The following is a 21,966-nucleotide window of genomic DNA, read 5'->3' as shown; positions in this document are numbered from 1 at the left end:
CAGTGATCGCCGAATAGTGCTTTTCGGGTTTTTACGCCTCTGCTATCGCTGTTTTGCAGGAGGAGACATCTGACCTCGGGGTAAAACGATACCATGCTGATACGCGACGCGGGGGCGGCCGATCTGCCGGCTATCCTTGAGATTTATAATGATGCCGTTCTGCATTCCACGGCGATCTGGAACGAGATCCTTGTTGATCTCGAAAACCGCAAGTCCTGGCTTGAAACCCGTCATGCGCGCGGATTTCCGGTTCTGGTGGCCGAGCAGGATGGCACGGTCATCGGCTATGCCAGCTATGGTGACTGGCGCCCGTTCGATGGCTATCGCCACACGGTCGAGCACTCGGTCTATGTGCACAAGGATTGCCGTGGTGCCGGTGCGGGCCGCCTCCTCATGGAGGCGCTGCTTGCCCATGCGCGGCAGGCGGGCGTCCACGCCATGATCGCGGCGATCGAGGGCGACAACAAGGCGTCGATCGCGCTGCATGAACGGCTCGGCTTCTTCCACACCGGTCGTTACCCGGAGGTTGGCACCAAGTTCGGCCTCTGGCTTGATCTGGTGACGATGCAGTACCGGTTTGACGCCTGATAGCGTTCAGATCGGCCCGAGTGTGCGCTGCACCGCGTTCTTCCAGCCCTTGTAGAGCCGTTCGCGGGTCGCTTCTTCCATGGCCGGCTTGAACTGCCGGTCGACGGCCCAGGATGACGTGAACGCGTCGCGTCCGGGGTAGAGCCCGGCGCGGCTGCCGGCAAGCCAGGCGGCTCCCAGAGCCGTGGTTTCGACCACTTGCGGACGATCAACGGGAACGCCCAGAATGTCGGCCAGAAACTGCATGGTCCAGTCATTGGCGCTCATGCCGCCATCGACCCTGAGAATATTTGCCGAATCGTGGCTGCCCCAGTCGCTGTGCATCGCATCCAGCAGGTCGCGCGTCTGGTAGCCGACGCTTTGAAGTGCGGCGCGGGCGAATTCCGCCGGCCCTGAATTGCGGGTCAGGCCGTAGATCGCGCCGCGGCACTCCGCATCCCAATAGGGCGCGCCGAGGCCGGTGAAGGCGGGCACCATGTAGAGCGTCTGCTCGCGGTCGGCAGCATTCGCCAGCGCATCGGTCTCGCGCGCATGACGGATCACCTTCAGCCCGTCGCGTAGCCATTGCACCACGGCGCCGGCAATGAAGATCGAACCTTCGAGAGCGTAGGTCGGCTTGCCGTCGAGCTGGTAGGCGATGGTCGAAAGCATCCGGTTTTCGCTCTTCACCAGCTTGTCGCCGGTGTTCAACAACGCAAAACAGCCGGTGCCATAAGTCGATTTGATCATGCCGGGCTCGAAGCAGGCCTGACCGACGGTGGCCGCCTGCTGGTCGCCGGCAACGCCGTAGATCGGGATTTCACGTCCGAAAAGGTCCTGTCGGGTCATACCGAAATCGGCGGCGCAATCCTTCACGTCCGGCAGCAATGACATCGGGATGTTGAGGAGCGCGCAGATATCCTCATCCCATTTTCCTTCACGGATGTTGTAGAGCATGGTTCGCGCGGCATTGGTGGCATCGGTGACGTGGGATTTGCCGTCGGTCAGCCGCCAGATGAGGTAGGTGTCGACGGTGCCAAAGGCGAGCCTGCCTTTTTCCGCCAGCGCCCGCGCGCCTTCGACATTGTCGAGCATCCAGGCGATCTTGGTCGCTGAAAAATAGGGATCGAGTATCAGGCCTGTGGCCGAGGAGATGAAAGCCTCGTGGCCTTCGTCACGCAGCCGTGCGCAGGTGTCTGCGGTGCGCCGGTCCTGCCACACGATCGCCTTGTGGATCGGCCGGCTGGTCTTGCGGTCCCATATCAGCGCTGTCTCGCGCTGGTTGGCGATGCCGATTGCGGCGATGTCGGTGGCATGGATATCTGCCCGCTCGATCGCCTCGCGGCAGGTCGCCGCTACGGTTGACCAGATGTCGGCGGGCGCATGTTCCACGAGACCCGAGGCCGGATAATACTGCCGGAACTCCTCCTGCGCGGAAGCAACCAGCCGCATATTCGCATCGAATATGATCGCGCGGCTCGATGTGGTCCCCTGGTCGATAGCCAGAATGTGGCTCATGCGCTTCTCCTCCCCAGTCAATGTCTATACTTAGGCAGTCTCGATTTCCACCAGCCAGGCATCGAGCGCTGCGATTTCAGCACTGCTCATGCGCAGGCCGAACTTGGTACGCCGGAAGACGATATCCTCCGCCCGCCGGGCAAATTCATGGTCAACAAGCCAGCGCACCTCGGCTTCGAACAGTCCCGCACCGAAATCGCGACCGAGGTCTTCGGTTTTGACGGCACTGCCAAAAATCTTCCAGCAATCGGTGCCATAGGTGCGGATCAGGCGCAACGCCTGCGGTTCGCTCAGGAACGGATAGTCGCGCGCAAGCCGTTCAGGAAGCGCTGCCGTTTCACTCACGGCAAAATCGCCGCCGGGCAATGTGCTGCCCGCCGTCCATGCACCGCCAGCCTGTGGAAAGAATGGGGACAACTTGTGGATAGCGGCCTCGGCAAGCTTGCGGTGGGTGGTGATCTTGCCGCCGAAAACGCTGAGCAGCGGGGCACCTTCTTCACGCAGCGAGAGCACATAATCGCGGGTGGCTGCCGTCGCCGAGGAGGCGCCGTCATCGTAAAGCGGCCGCACACCGGAATAGGTCCAGACTACGTCGTCGCGTGTCACCGGCGTGTCGAAATAGTCCGAGGCGAAACGGCAGAGATAGTCCGCCTCTTCGTCGGTGCATTTGGCCGATGATGCAGGGCCCTGATGGTCCTTGTCGGTGGTGCCGATCAGCGTGAAATCCTGCTCATAGGGAATGGCGAAGATGATCCGCCCGTCGCCGCCCTGGAAGAAATAGCAGCGGTCGTGATCATAGAGTTTTTTCGTAACGATATGGCTGCCGCGCACCAGCCGGACCTTCTCGGCGCTGTTGATACCGAGCGCGCCGGCGATGACATCGGCAACCCAGGGGCCACCGGCATTAACCAGCGCGCGGGCATTGACAGACGGAAGAGCGCCGTTTTCATCTTCGAGATCGATTTTCCACAAGGGGGTGTCGCTGCCGGGCGCCTTCACCTGTTCGGCGTGCGTGACCTTGGTGCGCACCTTCACATCGACACCGCGTTCGGCGGCATCACGCGCCATCAGGCTGACGAGGCGGGCATCCTGCACCCAGCAGTCGGAATATTCAAATGCGCGCCGATATTCGCTTTTGAGCGGTTTTCCGGCTGTGTCGCTTTTGAGGTCAAGGCTGCGGGTCGCCGGGAGGATCTTGCGGCCGCCGAGATGATCGTAAAGGAACAGGCCGAGCCTCAGCAACCACCATGGGCGCAGGCCTTTGTGGTGCGGCAGCACGAACCGCATCGGCCACGATATATGCGGCATCGCCTTCATTAGCACTTCGCGCTCGATCAGCGCCTCGCGCACCAGCCGGAACTCGTAATATTCGAGGTAGCGAAGTCCGCCGTGGAAGAGCTTTGTCGAGGCCGACGACGTCGCCGAAGCCAGATCGTTCATCTCGGCAAGGGCAACGGTCAGGCCGCGCCCTGCGGCATCACGGGCAATGCCAACGCCATTGACGCCGCCGCCGATGACGAAGATGTCGACCGGTTCGGTTGGATTTGCGGCGCGTGTCATCGCGGAGGCCCCCGTGGTTTATTGATAATCGGCAAGTTGAAGATGAGCGCAAATATTCGAAAAGTCAAATTTTATGATCGTAAATGTTCGCTTTTAGCGCAACATCTCCGAGCGACGTTGAAAAGGGACAAATAGATGTTCCATTTTCGTCAGCGATTTTCCATTATTCTCAGAATAAAGCGCCTGTGTGAAACGCCATGTAGGTTGACCTTCTCGGCTATTTAACTTGCGCTTTTTGTGTGCCGAGAGCCGCGATGGGTGCTTTTTATCTGCTGTTTGCAATGAGAATGGTTCGATCAGTCGCCGTTTGGGGGCGGCGCTATTTTGGCTCGGAACGAGTTCTTAAAAAGCAAACAGATTTGCGTCGCCACTCCGTTTGGCATGGATGGTGTAAACCATCCCGGGTGCTGAGGAAGCAAGGCCTGCCGAAGCGCCGATTCATTCGGGTTCAGTGAACAGCAGCTTGGAGCTCGGATTGATCTCCTTGCAGGGGTGAGCTCGGCCAAAAATGGTCGCTTGTGGGATAAGAAAAATCGTGAGGGTTACTCTTTTGGTTTTTGCTTTAGGGAAATTTTTAGATCCATGGCGGTGACTATTTTCACTATTGTTTCCAGATCTGAATCACCTTCGCCACTAAAGGTTTCGTATATGACCTGAGTGTCTGTCCAACAATGACGTTTGTGGCATGGGGTTGAGTGAAGGGGCCTTCCGATTCTTTGTATTTTGCGACAAATACGCAGAGACCGAATGGCCTGGACACCCTCCTCCCGGCGTCACCATGACAGAAGCCGGATGCGCTGCGGAAGCGAACTGACAGACCGGGAATGGAGCATGGTCGAGCCGTTCATGCCGCCTCAGCCGCGGCGGGGCCGACGGCGCAAGACGTCACTTCGCGCGGTGATGGACGCCATCTTCTACCTGCTGCAGTCGGGTTGGCTCAATCATCTGAAGAAAGGCCGTGAAGTCTTGCGCAAGAAGGACCGGCTCAAGCGGGTGGCGTCCGACAAGTGTGCTGACGCCCCAGACTGTCCCGACATTCAGCGGATGCAGGCTGACGAGAAGCGACAGACAAAGGCTCATCGTCGCTGTCATGGCTCGACCGACCGGGAAATAGCATCTTCTGTCATATGGCAAGGTCTCGGTCATCACAAAGCGGCAGAGCTGATGATACTGTTTCCCGGTTTTGGTGATGTCCGGCAGGCCCTCGAAGTCGGCCACATAGTGATAGCCGTCCAGGTAAAGCCGCAGAGAGCGTTGCCCCTCGCACAGTTTCCGCGCGTCAAAATGTTCGAGATACCAGCGCAGATCATCGGGAAACGGCGCTCCGATCATGTCTTCGAATTCCGCGATGCATTCGACGGGATAAGCCTCGCTGGAGGCGTCGTCCGCAAAGGCCAGTTGTCCGGCGATATCCTGAACAGTTCTCATCTTTTGCGCCTCCTGAAGGGTCGCGTACCATACTCTGGTTGCATTTTGCCGGACTATGATTGACATCATCCCTTAAAGTTGTAAAATTTCTGCTGTCATATTAGCGATAGTGGATATTAGTGTGTCCTCTTTGACGATGCTGGAAACAGTTACGCCGATCACGGATATCGATGGACGGGTGTTTGCCTGCCGGCAGGCGATTGACAGCGGACACGGCTTTCTCACCTTTCTCGGTTATCCCGAAGATCGGTCGCAAGGCACGCCGGAAGCGGTGTTGACGCGCGAACTCGCCGACCATCTGCTTGCCCATGGCTTCTCGAAGAAGCGTTCCGGCCTGCCGCTCGGATTGGTGCGGTTGAAGAAATTTCGCAAGCGGCTCGGCATCGTCGATGGCCGCGACCGTCAAGAGCGGGCGCGGCGCGCGGCGCTCGCAAAGCCGGTGCGCATCGTTGACGATATCGACGGAGCCCGCTTCAGGGTCCGGCGCGAACAGAAGACGGATCTCGGCGTCACCATCCTGCGCGGCGTCGAGATCGGCAGGCCCAAGACCAGCCCGCAGGTTGTCCTGACGCCGGCGCTTGCCGCGCTCATCCGCGAATGGGCCGATTTTCCCATGAAGCTCGATGCGTTCCTGCCCTTCGACACCAAGATCCTGATGAACCTGCGTAACCGGCTCGGCCTGTCCTGGCATGACGACCGTGCGGCATGGTGGGCGGAGCGGTTCGGCGACCTGCTGACGCTCACGCCGGAGGATTTTTCCGCCCGTCACGGTCGCAGGCCCAATGTCGCGGCCGACGAGCGGCGGGCGGTGCTCTATGTCGAAAAACGCCTGTCGCAGACGCCGGCAGACAGGGATTTTCTCGATCTGATGATCGATGACTGGTCGGGCAAGCGCAAGGACAACGGCGCGGCCAAGGGCGAGGCGCTGCGCGCCAGAATCGGGCTCAGCTACACATCGGCGCGCCGCTACCGCCGCGCCTACAAGGTGCTGAAGGCGGCAGGCCGGATCGGCGCCAATGGCCTTCCCGTCATTTCCCCATCCCCACGGTCTTGAGCCAAACTCTCCCGCGTCAGGAAGGACATCACCATGAACGCGATCATCGACATGCCGGTCCTCTTTCAGGATCAGGACATCGCCTTCACCTTCGAGGCCCCGGCGTTGAAGGATGCCGGACTTCTTGTTCACGGGTTTACGGCGCAAGAAAAGCTGTTCGAACTTTCCGAGGTGGTGATCGAACTCGTTTCCGACGATCCCAAAATCGATATCAACGCCCTGCTCGACACACCGGCGACGCTGACCATCCATCACAAATATGCCGGCATCCGGCATTTCTCCGGCATCATCGCCGACATGGCCCGCCGCGACGAGGGGCTTCACCGCACCTTCTACACGGTCGTCCTCATGCCTGCGCTCGGCCGGCTCGCCCATGGCTCCGACAGCCGCATCTTCCAGCAGAAGAGCGTGCCCGAGATCATCGCCGAGGTGCTGAAGGAAAGCCGCGTCGAGGATATGCGCTTCGTGCTCGAAGGCACCCATGTGGCGCGGGAATATTGCGTCCAGTACAACGAGACCCATCTCGATTTCGTCCGGCGCATCGCCGCCGAGGAAGGCATCTGGTTCTTCTTCACATCCGGCGAGAACGGCCAGAACCAGGTGACTTTCATCGATACACCGATGATCGTGCCGAAGCTGAAGGAGATGCCGGAACTCGAATACAATGCCAATCCCGGCGGCGTGGCGAAGGGCGTCTTCTGCCGCAGCTTCACCTTCCGCGAGCGCCTGCGGGCGACGAGCTTCACCCAGCGCGAGCGTCTCTTCACGAATCCGGGGTACAGCCAAGAGCATCGCGCCGACCGCCAGGCCGATAACGGCACCAAAGGCGATTACGATCTCTACAACTATCCGGGCGGCTACAAATACGACAATGCCGGCAAGCCGTTTACCAAAACACAGATCGAGGCGGTGCGCGTCGAGGCCACCACCGGCGAAGGCCGCACCAATGCGCCGGCGCTGACGCCGGGCCGCAAGGTCCGGCTCACCGAGCATCCGAATGAGGACTGCAACGTCTTCTGGCATCTTCTCACCGTCACCCATGTGGGCGAACAGCCGCAGGCGCTGAAGGAAGAAGCCGGAGCGGGCGCCACCACCTATGCCAATCGCTTCCTGGCGATGCCGGCGGACCTCAATTACGCCCCGCCGAAACAGCCGAAGCCGAAAGCCGACGGTCCGGAGATCGCAACCGTCAGCGGCCCGGAGGGTGAGGAAATCTACTGCGATGACTGGGGCCGCGTGAAACTTTCCTATCCGTGGGACAGACGCTCGAAAGACAATGAGCACTCCTCGGTCTGGACGCGGGTGACGTCGAGTTCGGCGGGCGGCACTTTCGGCGAGGTGATCCTGCCACGGGTCAAACAGGAAGTGCTCGTCAGTTACATGGGCGGCGACCCCGACCAGCCGATCATCACCGGACGCTCCTACAACGCCCTCAACCTGCCGCCCTACAAGCTTCCCGACAACAAGACCAGAACCGTCTGGCGATCCCAGACCCACAAGGGCAATGGCTATAACGAACTCAGATTTGAGGACGAGAACGACCGGCAGGAAGTCTATGTCCACGCCCAGAAAGACCGCAACGAAAAGACCAACAACAACCACTCCGAACGCATCAACAACAACTGGGTCCAGTCCGTCGGCCACAACAAGGGCATCGAGGTCGAGAACAATCATACCGAGGTGATCGGCGGCGATATGGCGCTTTATGTCGGCCCGGCGCAGAAGGGCATGTTCACGCCCACCGGCGCTGACAGGATGATCGACGGCCTTCCGGGCGTCCCCTACGGCCTTGGCGACAAGGGAGCCGGGGCCGGCGAAGGGTCGATGCAGGTCAGCATCGAGAAGAACCGGAACGAGAGCATCGGCAATAATGACTCTCAACTGGTCCAGAACACCAAGACCGTCAACGTCCTCAAGAGCTATTATCTCGATGTCGGCGAGGAACTGGTGATCACCGCCGGCAAGCGGATTCTCCTCAAGAGCGGCGACAGTGTGATCGTGCTCAACTCCGACGGCTCGATTCACATTAATGGCAAGCAGCTCAGTCACAACCTCGATCAGATGATCAAGCTTTTGTCCGACATCGTGAAGGTCAACTAGGTGCAGCCATGATCCGTCGCCGGTTTATCATCAAGTTTGTTGTTCTCGCCTGCGTCATCCTTGCGGGCCTGTGGGGCTATGGAAGGATTTTGGATATGAATGCGGAACCGACCTATACCGCCGACCGGCTGTTCAAGCCCTATGGCGAGGATGTTTACCATCTGGCGCAGAGGATCGAGCGCGGCGGACATATCAGCGCGCGTGAGATTGAGGCGCTCCCCGATGGCGTCAACGAGCGCTATGGCGACGAAATCACCATGCTGTTTCTGGCGCTTCAGGCGCACAATCTACAGGCCATCGACGCGCTTCTGGCAGCCGGCGCGGACCCCTATATGGTCGACCGGCCATCGCAGGGATCGGAACGAAATTTCGTCTATTACCTGACCATGCCGGGACCAAGTTCCGGTCCTGTTCAAGGCTTCGATTTCGAAAACCGAATGATCGAGAGTTACCTCAAACATGGCGGCAAGGCCAATGTGCAGCTTCTTGGCAATGGGGGCGAATGGCTGATCGAGCAGGTTGCGCTGATTAAAAACTATGAAGGTGTAAAGTTATTGCTGAAGGCGAGAGCAAACCCTTGGGCAGATGACAATGCTGGCGAATCTGCAATGGATAAAATTGCTTACGAGGGAACCATACAGTCGATAAGCTTGTTGAATGAACTTGTCGATAGTGGATCCTTCCAGGACATAAAAACTGCTCAATTGAAAAGCTTTTTCAGCTCGCTAGCTCTTTATTCTCAGAGGGGAGACAGCCGAAGCCTATCAAATCAACAAATCGCTCTCCGTGTTCTGAAGCGCAATCCCGACTACCCACCCGACCAGAATACGCAGGAGCTCTTCGGTGGCCCCATCCCTTGGCAGGAGGTGGAGAATGCCAAATAATCAGGAACATGTGGTCAAGATTCCGCCGATGCGGGATACCGACAACATCACCCCGCCGAAGATTGATATTCCGCCCATCCCCCCGGACACGCCCAACACGACCGCTGTTCATGGTCGCGCGACCTGGAAGCCATGCTGGCGGCAGGCCTGTTATCTGTCGAAATTCATCTACAAGGACCCGCCGCCAGCGGGTGGGTTCAGCACCGTTTTCGAAAGGGAAATGGCGAAAGTCGACAAGCACTGGGAACCTTGGGGTGACAGTCTGAACAACCAGCAAAAGAGTGGTCTCGTCGCGCGTCTTTACAAGGTCAAGGGCTATGATCCGCACAAGAAGACTGATGTCTGCCCGCCGACGCTGGTGTTTCGCGGCACGGCTGGGAGACAGCCATGACCCGCCGCCGGTTTCTCATCAAGTTTGTCGTTCTCGCCTGCGTCATCTTCGCGGGGCTTTGGGGCTATGGAAGGATTTTGGATATGAATGCGGAACCGACCTATACCGCCGACCGGCTGTTCAAGCCGTACGGTGAGGATGTCTACCATCTGGCGCAGAGGATCGAGCGCGGCGGGCATATCAGCACGCGCGACGTCGAGGCGTTACCGGGCGGCGTCAACAAGCGCTATGGCGAGGAGATCACCTTCCTGTTTCTGGCGCTTCAGGCGCACAATCTACAGGCCATCGACACGCTGCTGGCGGCAGGCGCCGACCCCTATATGGTCGACCGTCCGTCGCAGGGATCAGAGCGGAATTTCGTGTACTACCTGACCATGCGGGGACCAATCACTGGGCCGGTTCATGGTTACGACTTCGAAAATCGGATGATCCAGAGCTATCTCAAACATGGTGGCAAGGCCAATGTTCAGCTTCTTGGGAATGGAGGAGAATGGCTGATCGAGCAGGTTGCGTTGTCAGAAAACTACGAAGGAGTAAAAATCCTGCTTAGGGCCGGGGCCGATCCGTGGGCAGAGGATGGCGGCGGCGATACAGCAATGAGCATCGTTGCGAGTGAGGCGAAAAAAATCATTCGAAATGCTGAATTTCCTAATAGATCAGGGTTATTTCGATGACGTTGATCTTAGCAAGCTTCGAAATTTCATGGCTTACTTATCTGCATATTTGCCGCGCGGTGATGCGACCAGTCTTCGAAATCAGCAAGTGGGATTACGTGTTCTCAAACGAAACCCCAGTTATTCTCCAGACGCTTCGACAGAACGCTTGTTTCAGGGGGCTATCCCGTGGCAGGAGGTCGAGAATGCCGACTGACAAGGACTTTGTGGTGAAGATCCCGCCGATGCGGGATACCGACAACATCACGCCGCCGAAGATCGACATTCCGCCCATCCCCCCGGACACGCCCAACACGACCGCTGTTCATGGTCGCGCGTCCTGGAAGCCGTGCTGGCGGCAGGCCTGTTATCTGTCCAAATTCATCTACAAGGACCCGCCACCTTCCGGCGGTTTCCATACAGTATTCGGGAAGGAGATGGCAAAGGTCGATAAGCACTGGGAACCTTGGAGTGACGGCCTGAACAACCAGCAAAAGAGCGGCCTTGTTGCGCGGCTCTACAAGGTCAAGGGCTATGATCCGGACAAGAAGACTGATATCTGCCCGCCAACGCTGGTGTTTCGCGGCTTGGCAGGAGGTTGTCCATGACCCGCCGCCGGTTTCTCATCAAGACTGTTGTTCTCGTCTGCCTCGTTGTCGCGGGTCTGTATGGCTATGGAAGGATCTTGGATATGAATGCGGAACCGACCTATACCGCCGACCGGCTGTTCAAGCCGTATGGCGAGGATGTCTACCATCTGGCGCAGAGGATCGAGCGCGGCGAACATATCAGCGCGCGCGACGTCGAGGCGCTACCGGGCGGCGTCAACAAGCGCTATGGCGAGGAGATCACCTTCCTGTTTCTGGCGCTTCAGGCGCACAATCTGCAGGCTATCGACACGCTGCTGGCGGCCGGCGCCGATCCTTATATTGTCGATCGACCCTCGCAGGGGTCGACACGCAATTTCGTCTGGTATCTTGGGGAGCCAGGTCCGAGTGCAGGGCCGGTTCAGGGCTTCGATTTCATGAACAGGCTGATCGAGAGCTATCTCAAACATGGCGGCAAGGCCAATATCCAGATGCTTGGCAGCGAGGGTGCCTGGCTCATAGAGGATGTGGCGCTGATCGAGAATTACGAAGGTGTGAAAATATTGCTCAAAGCCGGGGCTGATCCCTGGGCGGCGGACAATAGAAATAGCACAGCTATGGATACTATTGCTCACGAAGGAAAGCCCGACTCGTTTGAATTGCTGAATTATCTGATTGACAGAGGGTATTTTGACCACGTTCAGCAACCTGATTTACAACATTTTATAGGAGCAGTAGCGCTCTATACACAACGCGGAGACAAAACCAGTCTAGCCTATCGAAAGATCGGCCTCCGAGTGTTGAAGCGCAATCCTGAATATGTTGCCGATCAGAACACCCGAGACCTCTTCGGTGGCCCGATTCCATGGCAGGAGGTGCAAGATGCCGACTGACAAGGATTTCGTGGTTAGGATCCCGCCGATGCGGGATACAGATAACATCACGCCGCCGAAGATCGATATTCCGCCCATGCCGCCGGACACGCCCAATACCACGGTGATCCATGGCCGGGCGCACTGGAGGCCGTGTTGGCGGCAGGCCTGCTATCTGTCGAAATATGTCTACAAGGACCCGCCACCGTCTGGTGGTTTCCATACCGTCTTCGAAAAGGAAATGGCCGAAGTCGACAAGCGCTGGGAAACCTGGGACAGCCTGAACCTTCAGACAGACAGCGGCCTTGTCGCACGCCTTTTCAAGGTCAAGGGCTACGATCCGGACAAGAAAACCGATGTCTGCCCGCCGACGCTGGTGTTTCGCGGTACGGATTTCGACGATTTTCGCGGCCTCAAGGTCGGGGTGACGCTTGAGGTCTACGATATCGGCCCGATCTTCATCCTGGTGCAGCCGACGCCGCCTTACTATCAAATCTCCTTTGGCGACGCCACGCGCAAACAGACGCTCGCCGATGGCTATGTTCCGACCACCATCATCGACAACAGCGAATGGCTGCGCCTTCCCGGTGCGACCAAGGGGTTTCCCCTGCCGGTTTCTGTTGGGTACAAGCTGGAATATTTCGGCAAGCCCGATGGCGACTGGAATAACAATATTCAGCAGGGGTTGGGTCATGGAAGTCGACAGTATAAGCGGGCGATAGAGTACGGTTTGCAGTTGGCACAAGATAAAATAAAGCCGGGACAGGATCGGAGATTAGAAGTCGCCGGACATTCACTTGGCGGTGGCTTGGCTGCCGCCACTTGTGCCGTACTGGAACAAAAAGTTCCAGAAATCGACATTCACGGCACGACCTTCAACGCGGCGGGCGTACACCCAAACACGATAGCACCGGCAACCAGCGCCAGCGTCAATGCCTTTTACGTCAACAACGAAATCCTGACGACCCTGCAGAGCAAGGCCAATACGGTTCCGGTCATCGGTGCGGTGTTCAACTGGGCACGGGCGGAAATAAACGAGACCGGCCTGCCGCCCGCGCTTGGCAATCTCATTGGCATGCCCCCTTACGAACTGACCGAAGACATCGCCAATGCCAAACCGCTTCCCGTGCTCTGGCCGCTGCCGCAGGAAACGCTGGTTCTGCCGCGCCCGAATGATTTCGCCACCATTACCAAACTCAACGATCTTCTGATGTCCTCGGCCTCGCCAGGTCAGGCGATCAACAATCTGCTGCAATACATGGACAGGACATACCGCGACAAGGCGGTCGAAGAGCTTGTCGAGCAGGATAAGACTGCGTTCGTCTGGCGGATGTATGAAGAGGCCGCCCGGCTCTTCCTGAAGGACGCCGGCCCGGAACTCGCAGCCCTTCAGCAAATCACCGGCCAGTCCGTCGCCTATCACGGCATGGATTATGTGATCGCGGCCTATGAGCATCGTCTTCTCGAAAAGGGCAAGACGCCATGACCACGCCGTCGACCGAGAAGAAACAAGCTTCGATCAGGCGATTTTATGCGGTCGTGTTCGCGGCCTTTGCCGTTATCGTCACGCCTCTCGTCTGGTGGGGCTATGGCAAATACGAAACCTATCGAACGGAGCAGGACATGATCGAGAGTTCTCCGGATACGCCGCTTTCCAACAGATTGATCCTTCCCTATGGCGAACAGCCGTATCGCCTGGCGCAGCAGATCGAGCGCGGCGATGCGATTTCCGAGGCCGAGGTGAAGGCTTTGCCAGAGGGTGTCGATCAACGCTACGGCGACGAGATCACCATGCTGTTTCTGGCGCTTGGCGCCCATAATCTTCAGGCGATCGATACGCTGCTGGCCGCGGGGGCCGATCCCTACATGATCGACCGGCCGTCGACAGGCTCCGCCAGAAATTTTGTTTACTATCTGACAATGCCCGGCCCGAGTTCCGGGCCCGTGCAGGGCTTCGATTTCGAAAACCGCATGATCGAGAGCTATCTCAAGCACGGCGGCAAGGCGAATGTTCAGCTACCTGGTGATCAAGGGAACTGGTTTGTCGAGCAAGTCGGGCTGATCGGCAATTATGACGGCGTCAAAATCCTGCTGAAGGCTGGGGCGGATCCTTGGGCTGAAGACAAATCAGGTGAAACGGCTATAAGTACCATCGGGGATATGTCGGGCACAGACGAGTCATTCAAACTTATGAATTGGCTACTCGATCAAGGTTATTTCAGCAATGTTTCAATGCTGAAGTTGCAGAACTTCATGAATGCCATCGCAGGATATACTCAAAGAAAAGACAAGGTTAGCAGGGAGTATCGCAATATCGCGCTGCGCGCACTAAAGAGGTTTCCCAACTATCCTCCGGATCAGAACACGCAAGACATATTCGGCGGACCGATCCCCTGGAAGGAGGTTGAGAATGCCAAATGACCAGCAGCATGTGGTCAAGATTCCGCCCATGCGGGACACCGACCATATCATCCCGCCTAAGATCGATATTCCGCCCATCCCCCCGGATACGGCCAACACCACAGTGATCCACGGGCACGGCAACCCAAAGACCTGTCGGAGACAAGCGGCCTATCTGTGCAAGCTTGTCTACAAGGACCCACCACCGACGGGTGGTTTTTCGACGCTCTATCCCGACAAGATCGCCGAGGCGGAAAAAAACTGGGAAGAATGGGATCACCTGAACGAACAGGCCATTACCGGGCTTGTCGCCAAGCTCTACAAGGTGAAGGGTTACGACCCGAACAGCAAGACCGATGTCTGCCCGCCGACGCTGGTGTTTCGCGGGACCGATTTCGATGACATGCGCGATTTCGCCTTTTGCATCATCCTCAAGATCACCCATGGTGCTGGCGAGACGCCGGTGATCGATCTCCAGGACGTGCTGGAAAGGCAATATCCCGGCGGCGAGATCATGTTTGCCATGGACAAGCGACTGAAGGGCAAGAGCCGAAAGGAACTGATCGCCGACAACTTCATTCCCATGGTAATCCCCCCGAAAAATAATGGGCTTCAAAAGTAGAATTTTCTCGGGTTTTATGACTGAGGAGATTTTGATGAAAAAGACGAGATTTAGCGAAGCACAGATTATTGGCATTCTGCGTCAGGCAGAAGGTGGCGTTCCTGTGCCTGAACTTTGCCGGGAGCACGGGATGAGTTCAGCGAGTTTTTATAAATGGCGGGCCAAATATGGCGGCATGGATGCGTCGATGATCAGCCAGATGAAAGCGCTGGAAGACGAGAACCGCCGTCTGAAAAAGATGTATGCGGAGATGAGCATGCAAACCGAACTGCTGAAAGAGGCTTTGGGAAAAAATGACGCGGCCATCTCTACGCCGGGAGGTGGCCGCGCAAGCCGTGGCGATACGTGGGGTGAGCATAGCACTTGCCTGCCGAACGTTCGGTGTCAGCGAAACTTGCTACCGATACAAAGGCAAACGCAATGATGAGAATGAACAGATCGCCGATCTTCTGACCGGCTTGACGCAGGCAAAGAAGAACTGGGGCTTTGGCCTTTGTTTTCTCTATCTGCGGAACGTACAGGGACGGCGCTGGAATCATAAGCGTGTTTATCGCATCTACCGCGCGCTTGAGCTGAACCTCAGGATCAAGCCACGCCGGCGGCTGAAACGGGAAAAACCGGATACACTCAATGTCCCGACAACGCCGAACGCGGTCTGGTCCATGGACTTTATGGCGGATCGGCTGGCCGATGGCCGGCAGTTTCGGCTTTTGAATGTTCTGGATGACTTTAACCGTGAGGGGCTTGGCATTGAGGTCGATTTCTCTCTACCTGCGGAGCGTGTCATCCGTAGCCTGAACCAGATCATTGAGTGGCGCGGCAAACCGCTGGCAATACGTGTTGACAATGGCCCGGAATATGTCAGTGGAAGGCTTATGGACTGGGCTGAAAATCAGGGCATTGCGCTGAATTACATCCAGCCTGGAAAGCCGCAGCAGAACGCTTATGTCGAACGCTACAACCGGACAGTACGACACGAATGGCTTGACCAATACATCATCGAGAGTATCGAAGAGGCGCAGGCGTTCGCCACACAATGGTTATGGAGCTATAACAACGAGCGACCCAATATGGGCATCGGCGGAATGACACCCGCACAGAAACTGAAAATGGCTGCGTGAATTCTACCAAAAAGCCCCGTTAAAAAGGGGAGGATTACCCCATCACGCTTCTGAACAGTTCCGGCGCGTTTCGGCTCTTGGGCGTTCCCTATCAGGCGAGCCTGCAACTGATCTTTCTCGGCGGGCCGAATGGCGACTGGGCCAACAATGTTGAGCAGGGATTGGGGAAACCAAGCGAGCAATATAAGAAAGCAACTGTTTACGCGCGTACGACTGTTGCGGATAAGATCAAATCGGGACAAGACCGACGCTTGAACATTGCCGGACATTCGCTCGGCGGCGGACTGGCTAGTGCAGCCGCGACGATTGTTGAGCATTATTATCACATCGACATCACCACACTCTGCCACACCTTCAACGCGGCCGGCCTCAATTCCGCAACAGTCAAACCCGCCTCGATCGGCGAGGCGACGATCAACGCTTTCGGTGCGCGCGATGAAATCCTGACGACGATCGAAACCCGCGCCGGGCAATTGCCGTTTCTCGGCGCCATTTTGCGATGGGCCAAGGCAGAGGCGAATATCGACGGCTTTCCGATGCCGGCCGGCAATTCTCGTCCCGAGGAAGGGCATCAGTCCCGGACCTTCAAGCGACCCGCCGCAGACGCGGCCCGTCGTGCTGTCGACCGGCGGCATCGGCCAGCAGATCGTCCCGTCATGGCAGCCGCCCGCAAAAGGCGAGAAACTGCCCGTGGTCTGGCCGATCACCGAACAGACCGTCTTTCCCGCCGCCCTTGCCAATAACTTCCGCCTGACCCTTGCGCTGGACGGTATCCTGAATAGTGCAGCCTCGCTGCCGCAGGCGCTCAACCTGCTTGGCGCCCGCATTCCCGGCTGGGTGGAAGACGCGGTAAACGCTAATTCGAAGATAAAAGTGCCACCGGCCGGCCCGAACACATCCTATCAGCCATGGGTCTATGGCAAGTTCACGTTCGGCGATCTTCTCGGCAAGATGGCCCAGGACAGAACGAGATCCGTCGTCAAGGATTATAGAGGTTTCCTTGACGCGCAGGTCGTTCTTCCGACGGTAGGCCCTGCACTTGCGATGTTCGCCGTTGAATTTTCCTATCTTCTGGACCTCTTCGGCATTTCAACGACCTATCACGGCATGGATTATGTGATCGCGACCTTCGAACAATATCTGGATTCAGAATAATGATCCCCCAAATCTCGCTTCCCTTTCCGTGCCTGTTCTTCCGCCACTGGTATCTGGACGGCAGTGAGATGGGGGTGCTGGTGGTGCGGGCAGTGTTCGAAATAGACGAGGGCAGACGCGCGGTGCTGCCGAAGGCGCAGCCGGAGATGGCGCTTTCGGATGCGTTTTACGGTGAGGCGAATGTCTCGTCGCTGAAAGCCGAAAGCGAGATCGCGCCGTTCAAGCCGAAAACCGATCTGACCTTTTCCGCCATTGCCCGCTCGCCGGAGGAAAAGCAGCTTGCGAGTTGGCCGGTGCGGGTGGATATCGCCCGGCCCACGGAGGATGGCGCGGCGCCCGAGGTCATCGGCAGCCACGGCTTTCATGTGTTCGGCGAGCGGCTGATGGAGCCGGAGACGGCAAAAGGCGGCAAGCGCTGGCAGCTTTCTGACGCAATGCCGGTTACGCAAGTGCCGCTCGTCTATGAACGCGCCTATGGCGGCACGGTGAGGATCGATCACGAAAGCGAAGACGCGCATGTGTTCAACCCGATCGGGCGCGGCATGGTCAGCGATTATCTTCTGGAGGCGGACGAGGCATTGCCTGCGCCGCAGATCGGCCTCGCCGGCGAATTCGCCGCCTGGGCTCCGGGCGAGGAGATAACCGTCTGCGGGGTCGGCCCGCTGACGAAATCCTGGCAGCCGCGTCTTGCGCTCGCCGGCACCTTTGACGATGCCTGGCAGCGCGAACGCCATCCGCGCATGCCGGAAGATTATGATTACGGCTTCTGGAATGCCGCGCCGCAAGCCTTGCAGTTCAAGCCGTTCTTCACCGGCATGGAACAGATCACCGTCCACGGCATGCGTCACGACCCGGAGCCCTATCGGTTTTTCCTGCCGGAAGGCGGGCTGAAGGCCGTTGTGCGCTATGCCAATGCCGACGACCGGACCCTCGTTCTGCGGCTCGATACCGTCCATTGCGATATCGCCGATCCGGCCCCGGAAAAACATCAAATGACGCTGGTCTGGCGGATGGCGATTGAAAACCCCGATGATGTGACGGCGATCGAGGTTCTGCCGCACGCCCTCAGAAAGGAGCCATCATGAGCCGCAGTGCAGCCCGCAACACATCGAAATCCAACAACATCGTCTGCCTTTCGCCCTGCGTGTGCCTGACGCCGCGCGGCCCGAAAATGGTGCCGGTGCCCTATATGATCGTCTCGAAACTGGAATGGAGCACGAAGACGATTTCCAAGACCGGCTTCGGCGGCGATCAGGCTTTCACCATGGCCAGCCGCACCGAAAAAGTGACCGGCAACGAGCCGGGCACCGGCGGCGGGGTGTCGTCCGGCGTCAATCTCGGCTGGTGCCGGCCGCAATCCAACAAGTCGAGCTTTCTGGTCGAGGGCCATCAGGTTCTGCAGGACAACTGTGTCTACGAGATGAACTGCGCCGGTCCCGACGGACCGTCGAACACGCTCGGCAAGCTGAATTATGATGATGTGTGAGCGCGACGGAACATCAACTGCATCCCGATCACTGCAGCAGCGGTCTCGTTTCCAGCACCTCTGCGCGCGCCGGCATTCGGCGGACCGAGCGGAGTTTCAGGGGCTGCCACCGCGCGTAGTGCCGCTCGATAACCTCGGTGATCACTTCGACGGAAAGATCATGAGAACTGCCCCGCGACGCAGATTAGTTTCGCCAGTTCGGCATCAGTGATACTCAGCGGAGTTTCAAGGCAGGCGCCGCCGACAAGAAGTCGGCCACTGGACCCGCTGTCCTGGCGGAGTTCAGCCAGGCGGGCTGGCTCGCGAGCACGTTTGACTTCGGCAAAAAGCTTGGGCCTTTCGTGCTCCGTCACGGGCTGCGCGTGTTTCAGCCAGCTTGACCCATTTGCGCACAAGGAAATCTTGCATGCCGAGTTCATCGGTGATCAATTTGACCGGGCAGCCTTCGTCCCGAACCCGCCGAACGGCTTCACGCTTTATCGACTTCGGCCAGATTTTCCTGCCATCTGCCGGCCAGCGGAGCGACGATAAACAGCCAGAGCTGCTTGAGAGCCTGTTCTCCGGCGAGGAGGGCCGAAGCTTCGCGCCCGGTTAACCGAAACACCGGTGAACTGGATTCCTACAAGATGGATTGCCGCCAGGGTCAGGCCGATGGCAAGACGGGCAAAGCCGGCTGACGCTGCCTTGCCGGTTGAGCCGAGAGTGACGATAACTAAAATGGCGGTGAACACCACTTCGAAGACAAGCGCAGCGGGCAGCGCATATTCGCCGAGATAACCCGGTCCCCAGCCGTTCTGTCCGAGGCTGGCGGTGGATCCGGCAATCACCGCGAGGATTGCTGCGCCAAGGAGGGCGCCGGCGAACTGGGCCATCCAATAGCGGACCATCCCGGCTGCCGGCATGCGGCTGGTGATGAAGACGCCAAGGCTGACGGCTGGATTGACGTGGCAACCGGAACCCCGGACAGCAGAGCCGCAGCCGAAGAGAACCAGCACTGTCGTGCCGATGAACTCTGCTACCTTTTTTTCCATTATATAGATCCCGAAAAACGGCGGCGCGCGTCGTTCTCCGACGGCCGCCCCCTGGATTGGTAGGAATGGTTGGATGATCCGGTTGTTTTTTTGAGATATGCAATTTTGTCGGGATTTCGACAACAGAAATCGGTTGCGCTCAGCTGTTATCCAGACTGGTTGTGGATAAGTCCGTTCACGCGGAAAAAGATTGCGGGCGTCTTGGTTGTGCGGTGGGCATGGAATGTAACACGAAGGCGCCGCTGTGCCTGCTATCCATCAATCGTGACGGACCAGGAGAAGGAAGCGCTGGCTCGGGGCGCCAGAACTTTGGTAAAGGGGCGGTCGTCGATAGCATCGCCCCTGCCATGGGCAGCCGCCATGCCGTGCCAGGGCTCAACGCAGATATAGGGAGCGCCGGGCTTGGTCCAGAGCGCCAGATTGGGCAGGCCATCAAAGGCGAAGTGCAGCGCCGGGCCTTCTTCGGCGCTGTAGGTCAGCCTGCTGCCCGCTCCTTCCGGGAAGATCATCGCATCCTCTTCGAAATAGTCATCGTCAAGGGCGAGGATGCCGTCTGAAAAGGGCGAGGGCAGTGGTTTCAGGTCCAAAAGTCCGTCATGAAGACGGATCATTGCCGGTTCGTTACGGTTTTCAAGCGTGATGTGGTGGACATGGCCTTTGGTGATACCGGGCATCGGCCAGCAGAAGGCTGGATGATAGCCGAAGCCGAAGGGCATAGGCTTGTCGTCTTTGTTCTCGACGGTCGCCGAGACCGTGAGTGTCTTGCCTTCGAGCGCGTGCTCGATTGCGAGGCGGAAGGCGAATGGGTAGGCCGCCTGCGTTTCATCCGAATCCGCCAGGACAAAGCGGCAGCGTGCTTCGCTGCTTTCCTCAAGCGCAAACAGGCTGCGCCGGGCAAAGCCGTGCTGCTTCATGTCGAAGCTCTCGCCGCCGATTTCCACCTGGTCACCGGGCGCCTTTCCGACTATCGGGAACAGGATCGGCGCGCGTCCGGTCCAGAACTCCGGGTCGCCGTTCCATAACCACTCCCGCCCGTCACTCGTCGTGATTGACTGTGTCTCTGCGCCAAGCGGCGAGATGGTTACGGCAAGAGCTTCGTTGGCGATGCGGATGGCGTCGGTCATGATCAGGGCCTCGTGGTGGGCAGCAGCTTATGGGTAAAGCGGGACACAGGCGGGCAGGATTGTAGCCCGCCGATGCCGGGTGATCATATATTGTTCATTAGCACCTTGCGAAGCTTGTCGAACAGTTCATCGATTTCGTTCTTCGTGATGATCAGCGGCGGTGACAATGCGATGATATCGCCGGTTGTGCGGATCAGGAGCCCGTCTTCATAAGCCTTCAGGAAGGCGGAGAAGGCGCGCTTGGTCGGTTCGCCGGCGATTGGTTCCAGCTCGATCGCGCCGATCAGGCCGAGATTGCGGATGTCGATGACATGCGGGCAATCCTTGAGGCTGTGAAGCTGTTCTTCCCAATAAGGCGAGAGCTCCTTGGCGCGGGTCAGAAGTCCTTCCTCCTGATAGGTCTCGAGCGTAGCAAGGCCTGCCGCAGACGCGATCGGGTTACCGGAATAGGTATAGCCGTGCATGAACTCGATCATATGCTCGGGGCCGTTCATGAAGGCGTCATGGATCTCGTCCCTGACGAACACTGCGCCCATGGGAACGACGCCATTTGTCAGTCCCTTGGCCGTGGTCATGATATCCGGCGTTACACCGAAATATTCAGCGGCAAACGGTGCACCGATACGTCCGAAGCCGGTGATGACTTCGTCGAAAATCAAGAGGATGCCATGCTTGTCGCAGATGTTGCGCAGGCGCTGGAGATAGCCCTTAGGCGGGATCAACACGCCGGTGGAGCCGGCAACTGGCTCGACGATGACAGCGGCAACCGTGGACGGGTCATGCAGCGCCACGATCCGCTCCAGCGTATCGGCAAGATCGGCGCCGTGTTCGGGTTCGCCTTTGGTAAAGGCATTTTTCTCCGGCAGATGGGTGTGGGGGATATGATCGACACCCGTCAGCAATGTGCCAAACATCTTGCGGTTTGAAACAATGCCGCCAACCGATGTGCCGCCGAAGTTGATGCCGTGATAGCCACGCTCGCGGCCGATCAGCCGGAAGCGCTCGCCCTGTCCTTTGACGCGGTGGTAGGCGAGCGCAATCTTGAGTGCAGTATCGACGGATTCTGAGCCGGAATTGGTATAAAAAACGTGGCCCATGCCTTCCGGTGCCAGTTCGACAAGGCGGTTGGCCAGTTCGAATGCCTTCGGGTGGCCTAGCTGAAAGGCCGGGGCATAGTCGAGTTCGCCGGCCTGTGCCCGGATCGCTTCGGTGATCTTCGGCCGGCAGTGACCGGCATTGACGCACCACAGGCCCGCTGTGCCGTCCAGCACCGTTCGACCGTCGACCGTGGTATAATACATGTCCTTTGCCGAGGCGAACATGCGCGGCGCCTTCTTGAACTGCCGGTTTGCGGTAAACGGCATCCAGAAGGCTTCGAGATTATTGGGAACGACGGCGCTGCGGTCGGACATT

At 58.2% G+C, this 21,966-nt stretch carries 22 protein-coding genes and 2 pseudogenes; 17 read left to right on the top strand and 7 right to left on the bottom strand.

The window, feature by feature from the left end:
• Nucleotides 1-93 precede the first annotated feature (93 nt).
• Nucleotides 94-588 (top strand): GNAT family N-acetyltransferase, encoded by a 495-nt coding sequence (locus tag AC0L7L_RS13785; RefSeq protein WP_272212573.1) that lies wholly within the window; start codon nucleotides 94-96, stop codon nucleotides 586-588.
• 6 nt (nucleotides 589-594) lie between these two features.
• Here the strand turns inward: AC0L7L_RS13785 and glpK are convergent, their stop codons facing one another.
• Both glpK and glpD read right to left on the bottom strand, forming a co-directional pair.
• Nucleotides 595-2,085 (bottom strand): glycerol kinase GlpK, encoded by a 1,491-nt coding sequence (gene glpK / locus AC0L7L_RS13780; protein WP_272212572.1) that lies wholly within the window; start codon nucleotides 2,083-2,085, stop codon nucleotides 595-597.
• Nucleotides 2,086-2,115: 30 nt separating this feature from the next.
• Nucleotides 2,116-3,645 carry a glycerol-3-phosphate dehydrogenase gene (gene glpD / locus AC0L7L_RS13775; RefSeq protein ID WP_473509588.1) on the bottom strand — a complete coding sequence of 510 codons (1,530 nt, stop codon included), beginning with the start codon at nucleotides 3,643-3,645 and terminating at the stop codon, nucleotides 2,116-2,118.
• A 747-nt stretch (nucleotides 3,646-4,392) separates the two neighbouring features.
• Between glpD and AC0L7L_RS13770 the strand changes: the two are divergent.
• Nucleotides 4,393-4,521, top strand: a pseudogene (locus AC0L7L_RS13770) (IS5/IS1182 family transposase); the annotation flags it as partial.
• Nucleotides 4,522-4,530: 9 nt separating this feature from the next.
• On the opposite strand, the gene AC0L7L_RS13765 reads toward AC0L7L_RS13770, so the two are convergent.
• Entirely contained in the window at nucleotides 4,531-5,073 is a 543-nt protein-coding gene (locus tag AC0L7L_RS13765) for an SMI1/KNR4 family protein (protein WP_272212570.1), read from the bottom strand.
• A 121-nt stretch (nucleotides 5,074-5,194) separates the two neighbouring features.
• Here AC0L7L_RS13765 and AC0L7L_RS13760 point away from each other — a divergent pair, with 121 nt between their 5' ends.
• The 15 genes from AC0L7L_RS13760 to AC0L7L_RS13690 all read left to right on the top strand — a co-directional run bounded on the left by AC0L7L_RS13760 (nucleotide 5,195) and on the right by AC0L7L_RS13690 (nucleotide 18,398).
• The gene (locus AC0L7L_RS13760) at nucleotides 5,195-6,127 is read left to right on the top strand and encodes a hypothetical protein (RefSeq protein WP_272211156.1); all 933 of its coding nucleotides are present in this window, start codon (nucleotides 5,195-5,197) and stop codon (nucleotides 6,125-6,127) included.
• Nucleotides 6,128-6,160: 33 nt separating this feature from the next.
• On the top strand, nucleotides 6,161-8,227 hold the full coding sequence (tssI, locus tag AC0L7L_RS13755) for a type VI secretion system tip protein TssI/VgrG (RefSeq protein WP_272212566.1): 2,067 nt from the start codon (nucleotides 6,161-6,163) through the stop codon (nucleotides 8,225-8,227).
• Nucleotides 8,228-8,235: 8 nt separating this feature from the next.
• Nucleotides 8,236-9,111 (top strand): hypothetical protein, encoded by an 876-nt coding sequence (locus tag AC0L7L_RS13750; RefSeq protein WP_473509585.1) that lies wholly within the window; start codon nucleotides 8,236-8,238, stop codon nucleotides 9,109-9,111.
• Nucleotides 9,101-9,502: a hypothetical protein gene (locus AC0L7L_RS13745; protein WP_473509583.1), complete on the top strand. Its 402-nt coding sequence runs from the start codon at nucleotides 9,101-9,103 to the stop codon at nucleotides 9,500-9,502. Before AC0L7L_RS13750 ends, AC0L7L_RS13745 begins: the two co-directional genes overlap by 11 nt.
• A complete protein-coding gene (locus AC0L7L_RS13740) occupies nucleotides 9,499-10,176 on the top strand; it encodes an ankyrin repeat domain-containing protein (protein ID WP_272212562.1) in 678 nt (225 codons plus the stop codon). Before AC0L7L_RS13745 ends, AC0L7L_RS13740 begins: the two co-directional genes overlap by 4 nt.
• Before the next feature lie 185 nt (nucleotides 10,177-10,361).
• Nucleotides 10,362-10,763, top strand: a complete 402-nt coding sequence (locus AC0L7L_RS13735; protein ID WP_473509581.1) for a hypothetical protein — start codon at nucleotides 10,362-10,364, stop codon at nucleotides 10,761-10,763.
• On the top strand, nucleotides 10,760-11,635 hold the full coding sequence (locus AC0L7L_RS13730; protein ID WP_473509579.1) for a hypothetical protein: 876 nt from the start codon (nucleotides 10,760-10,762) through the stop codon (nucleotides 11,633-11,635). Before AC0L7L_RS13735 ends, AC0L7L_RS13730 begins: the two co-directional genes overlap by 4 nt.
• On the top strand, nucleotides 11,625-13,100 hold the full coding sequence (locus tag AC0L7L_RS13725; protein WP_473509577.1) for a Tle-like phospholipase domain-containing protein: 1,476 nt from the start codon (nucleotides 11,625-11,627) through the stop codon (nucleotides 13,098-13,100). The genes AC0L7L_RS13730 and AC0L7L_RS13725 overlap by 11 nt, the downstream gene beginning before the upstream one ends.
• Nucleotides 13,097-14,035: a hypothetical protein gene (locus AC0L7L_RS13720; protein WP_473509575.1), complete on the top strand. Its 939-nt coding sequence runs from the start codon at nucleotides 13,097-13,099 to the stop codon at nucleotides 14,033-14,035. Before AC0L7L_RS13725 ends, AC0L7L_RS13720 begins: the two co-directional genes overlap by 4 nt.
• Nucleotides 14,025-14,636, top strand: a complete 612-nt coding sequence (locus tag AC0L7L_RS13715) for a hypothetical protein (RefSeq protein ID WP_473509573.1) — start codon at nucleotides 14,025-14,027, stop codon at nucleotides 14,634-14,636. The genes AC0L7L_RS13720 and AC0L7L_RS13715 overlap by 11 nt, the downstream gene beginning before the upstream one ends.
• A 34-nt stretch (nucleotides 14,637-14,670) precedes the next feature.
• A protein-coding gene (locus tag AC0L7L_RS13710) for an IS3 family transposase (protein ID WP_272209663.1) occupies nucleotides 14,671-15,757 on the top strand; the annotation gives its coding sequence in 2 pieces (ribosomal slippage) (nucleotides 14,671-14,927 and nucleotides 14,926-15,757; 1,089 coding nt in all).
• Between the two features lie 77 nt (nucleotides 15,758-15,834).
• Nucleotides 15,835-16,500 carry a Tle-like phospholipase domain-containing protein gene (locus AC0L7L_RS13705; protein WP_473509571.1) on the top strand — a complete coding sequence of 222 codons (666 nt, stop codon included), beginning with the start codon at nucleotides 15,835-15,837 and terminating at the stop codon, nucleotides 16,498-16,500.
• A complete protein-coding gene (locus tag AC0L7L_RS13700) occupies nucleotides 16,448-16,912 on the top strand; it encodes a hypothetical protein (protein ID WP_473509569.1) in 465 nt (154 codons plus the stop codon). The genes AC0L7L_RS13705 and AC0L7L_RS13700 overlap by 53 nt, the downstream gene beginning before the upstream one ends.
• A complete protein-coding gene (locus AC0L7L_RS13695; protein WP_272212551.1) occupies nucleotides 16,912-17,997 on the top strand; it encodes a DUF2169 family type VI secretion system accessory protein in 1,086 nt (361 codons plus the stop codon). Before AC0L7L_RS13700 ends, AC0L7L_RS13695 begins: the two co-directional genes overlap by 1 nt.
• Complete coding sequence (locus tag AC0L7L_RS13690) at nucleotides 17,994-18,398, top strand: PAAR-like domain-containing protein (RefSeq protein WP_272212550.1); 405 nt, start codon at nucleotides 17,994-17,996, stop codon at nucleotides 18,396-18,398. Before AC0L7L_RS13695 ends, AC0L7L_RS13690 begins: the two co-directional genes overlap by 4 nt.
• Before the next feature lie 282 nt (nucleotides 18,399-18,680).
• On the opposite strand, the gene AC0L7L_RS13685 is transcribed toward AC0L7L_RS13690, so the two are convergent.
• The 4 genes and pseudogenes from AC0L7L_RS13685 to aptA form a co-directional block, all read right to left on the bottom strand.
• On the bottom strand, nucleotides 18,681-18,878 hold the full coding sequence (locus AC0L7L_RS13685) for a transposase (RefSeq protein WP_473513936.1): 198 nt from the start codon (nucleotides 18,876-18,878) through the stop codon (nucleotides 18,681-18,683).
• Nucleotides 18,868-19,432: pseudogene (locus tag AC0L7L_RS13680) on the bottom strand (aquaporin). Before AC0L7L_RS13680 ends, AC0L7L_RS13685 begins: the two are co-directional and overlap by 11 nt.
• Before the next feature lie 248 nt (nucleotides 19,433-19,680).
• Complete coding sequence (locus AC0L7L_RS13675) at nucleotides 19,681-20,553, bottom strand: aldose 1-epimerase family protein (RefSeq protein ID WP_272212548.1); 873 nt, start codon at nucleotides 20,551-20,553, stop codon at nucleotides 19,681-19,683.
• Between the two features lie 83 nt (nucleotides 20,554-20,636).
• A complete protein-coding gene (gene aptA / locus AC0L7L_RS13670) occupies nucleotides 20,637-21,965 on the bottom strand; it encodes an omega-aminotransferase AptA (protein ID WP_473509566.1) in 1,329 nt (442 codons plus the stop codon).
• Nucleotide 21,966: the final 1 nt, after the last annotated feature.

The sequence above is a fragment of the Martelella sp. K41-7 genome (genome assembly GCF_055808365.1).
The sequence above is the reverse complement of the archived record's forward strand: the minus strand, read 5'-3'. Positions and strand labels throughout refer to the sequence as shown.

What these genes read in the sequence shown, in the direction of transcription:
- AC0L7L_RS13785 (WP_272212573.1), top strand. Translation starts at nt 94, where the DNA reads ATGCTGATACGCGACGCGGGGGCGGCCGATCTGCCGGCTATCCTTGAG.
- glpK (WP_272212572.1), bottom strand. Translation starts at nt 2,085, where the DNA reads ATGAGCCACATTCTGGCTATCGACCAGGGGACCACATCGAGCCGCGCG.
- glpD (WP_473509588.1), bottom strand. Translation starts at nt 3,645, where the DNA reads ATGACACGCGCCGCAAATCCAACCGAACCGGTCGACATCTTCGTCATC.
- AC0L7L_RS13765 (WP_272212570.1), bottom strand. Translation starts at nt 5,073, where the DNA reads ATGAGAACTGTTCAGGATATCGCCGGACAACTGGCCTTTGCGGACGAC.
- tssI (WP_272212566.1), top strand. Translation starts at nt 6,161, where the DNA reads ATGAACGCGATCATCGACATGCCGGTCCTCTTTCAGGATCAGGACATC.
- AC0L7L_RS13750 (WP_473509585.1), top strand. Translation starts at nt 8,236, where the DNA reads ATGATCCGTCGCCGGTTTATCATCAAGTTTGTTGTTCTCGCCTGCGTC.
- AC0L7L_RS13745 (WP_473509583.1), top strand. Translation starts at nt 9,101, where the DNA reads ATGCCAAATAATCAGGAACATGTGGTCAAGATTCCGCCGATGCGGGAT.
- AC0L7L_RS13740 (WP_272212562.1), top strand. Translation starts at nt 9,499, where the DNA reads ATGACCCGCCGCCGGTTTCTCATCAAGTTTGTCGTTCTCGCCTGCGTC.
- AC0L7L_RS13735 (WP_473509581.1), top strand. Translation starts at nt 10,362, where the DNA reads ATGCCGACTGACAAGGACTTTGTGGTGAAGATCCCGCCGATGCGGGAT.
- AC0L7L_RS13730 (WP_473509579.1), top strand. Translation starts at nt 10,760, where the DNA reads ATGACCCGCCGCCGGTTTCTCATCAAGACTGTTGTTCTCGTCTGCCTC.
- AC0L7L_RS13725 (WP_473509577.1), top strand. Translation starts at nt 11,625, where the DNA reads ATGCCGACTGACAAGGATTTCGTGGTTAGGATCCCGCCGATGCGGGAT.
- AC0L7L_RS13720 (WP_473509575.1), top strand. Translation starts at nt 13,097, where the DNA reads ATGACCACGCCGTCGACCGAGAAGAAACAAGCTTCGATCAGGCGATTT.
- AC0L7L_RS13715 (WP_473509573.1), top strand. Translation starts at nt 14,025, where the DNA reads ATGCCAAATGACCAGCAGCATGTGGTCAAGATTCCGCCCATGCGGGAC.
- AC0L7L_RS13695 (WP_272212551.1), top strand. Translation starts at nt 16,912, where the DNA reads ATGATCCCCCAAATCTCGCTTCCCTTTCCGTGCCTGTTCTTCCGCCAC.
- AC0L7L_RS13690 (WP_272212550.1), top strand. Translation starts at nt 17,994, where the DNA reads ATGAGCCGCAGTGCAGCCCGCAACACATCGAAATCCAACAACATCGTC.
- AC0L7L_RS13675 (WP_272212548.1), bottom strand. Translation starts at nt 20,553, where the DNA reads ATGACCGACGCCATCCGCATCGCCAACGAAGCTCTTGCCGTAACCATC.
- aptA (WP_473509566.1), bottom strand. Translation starts at nt 21,965, where the DNA reads ATGTCCGACCGCAGCGCCGTCGTTCCCAATAATCTCGAAGCCTTCTGG.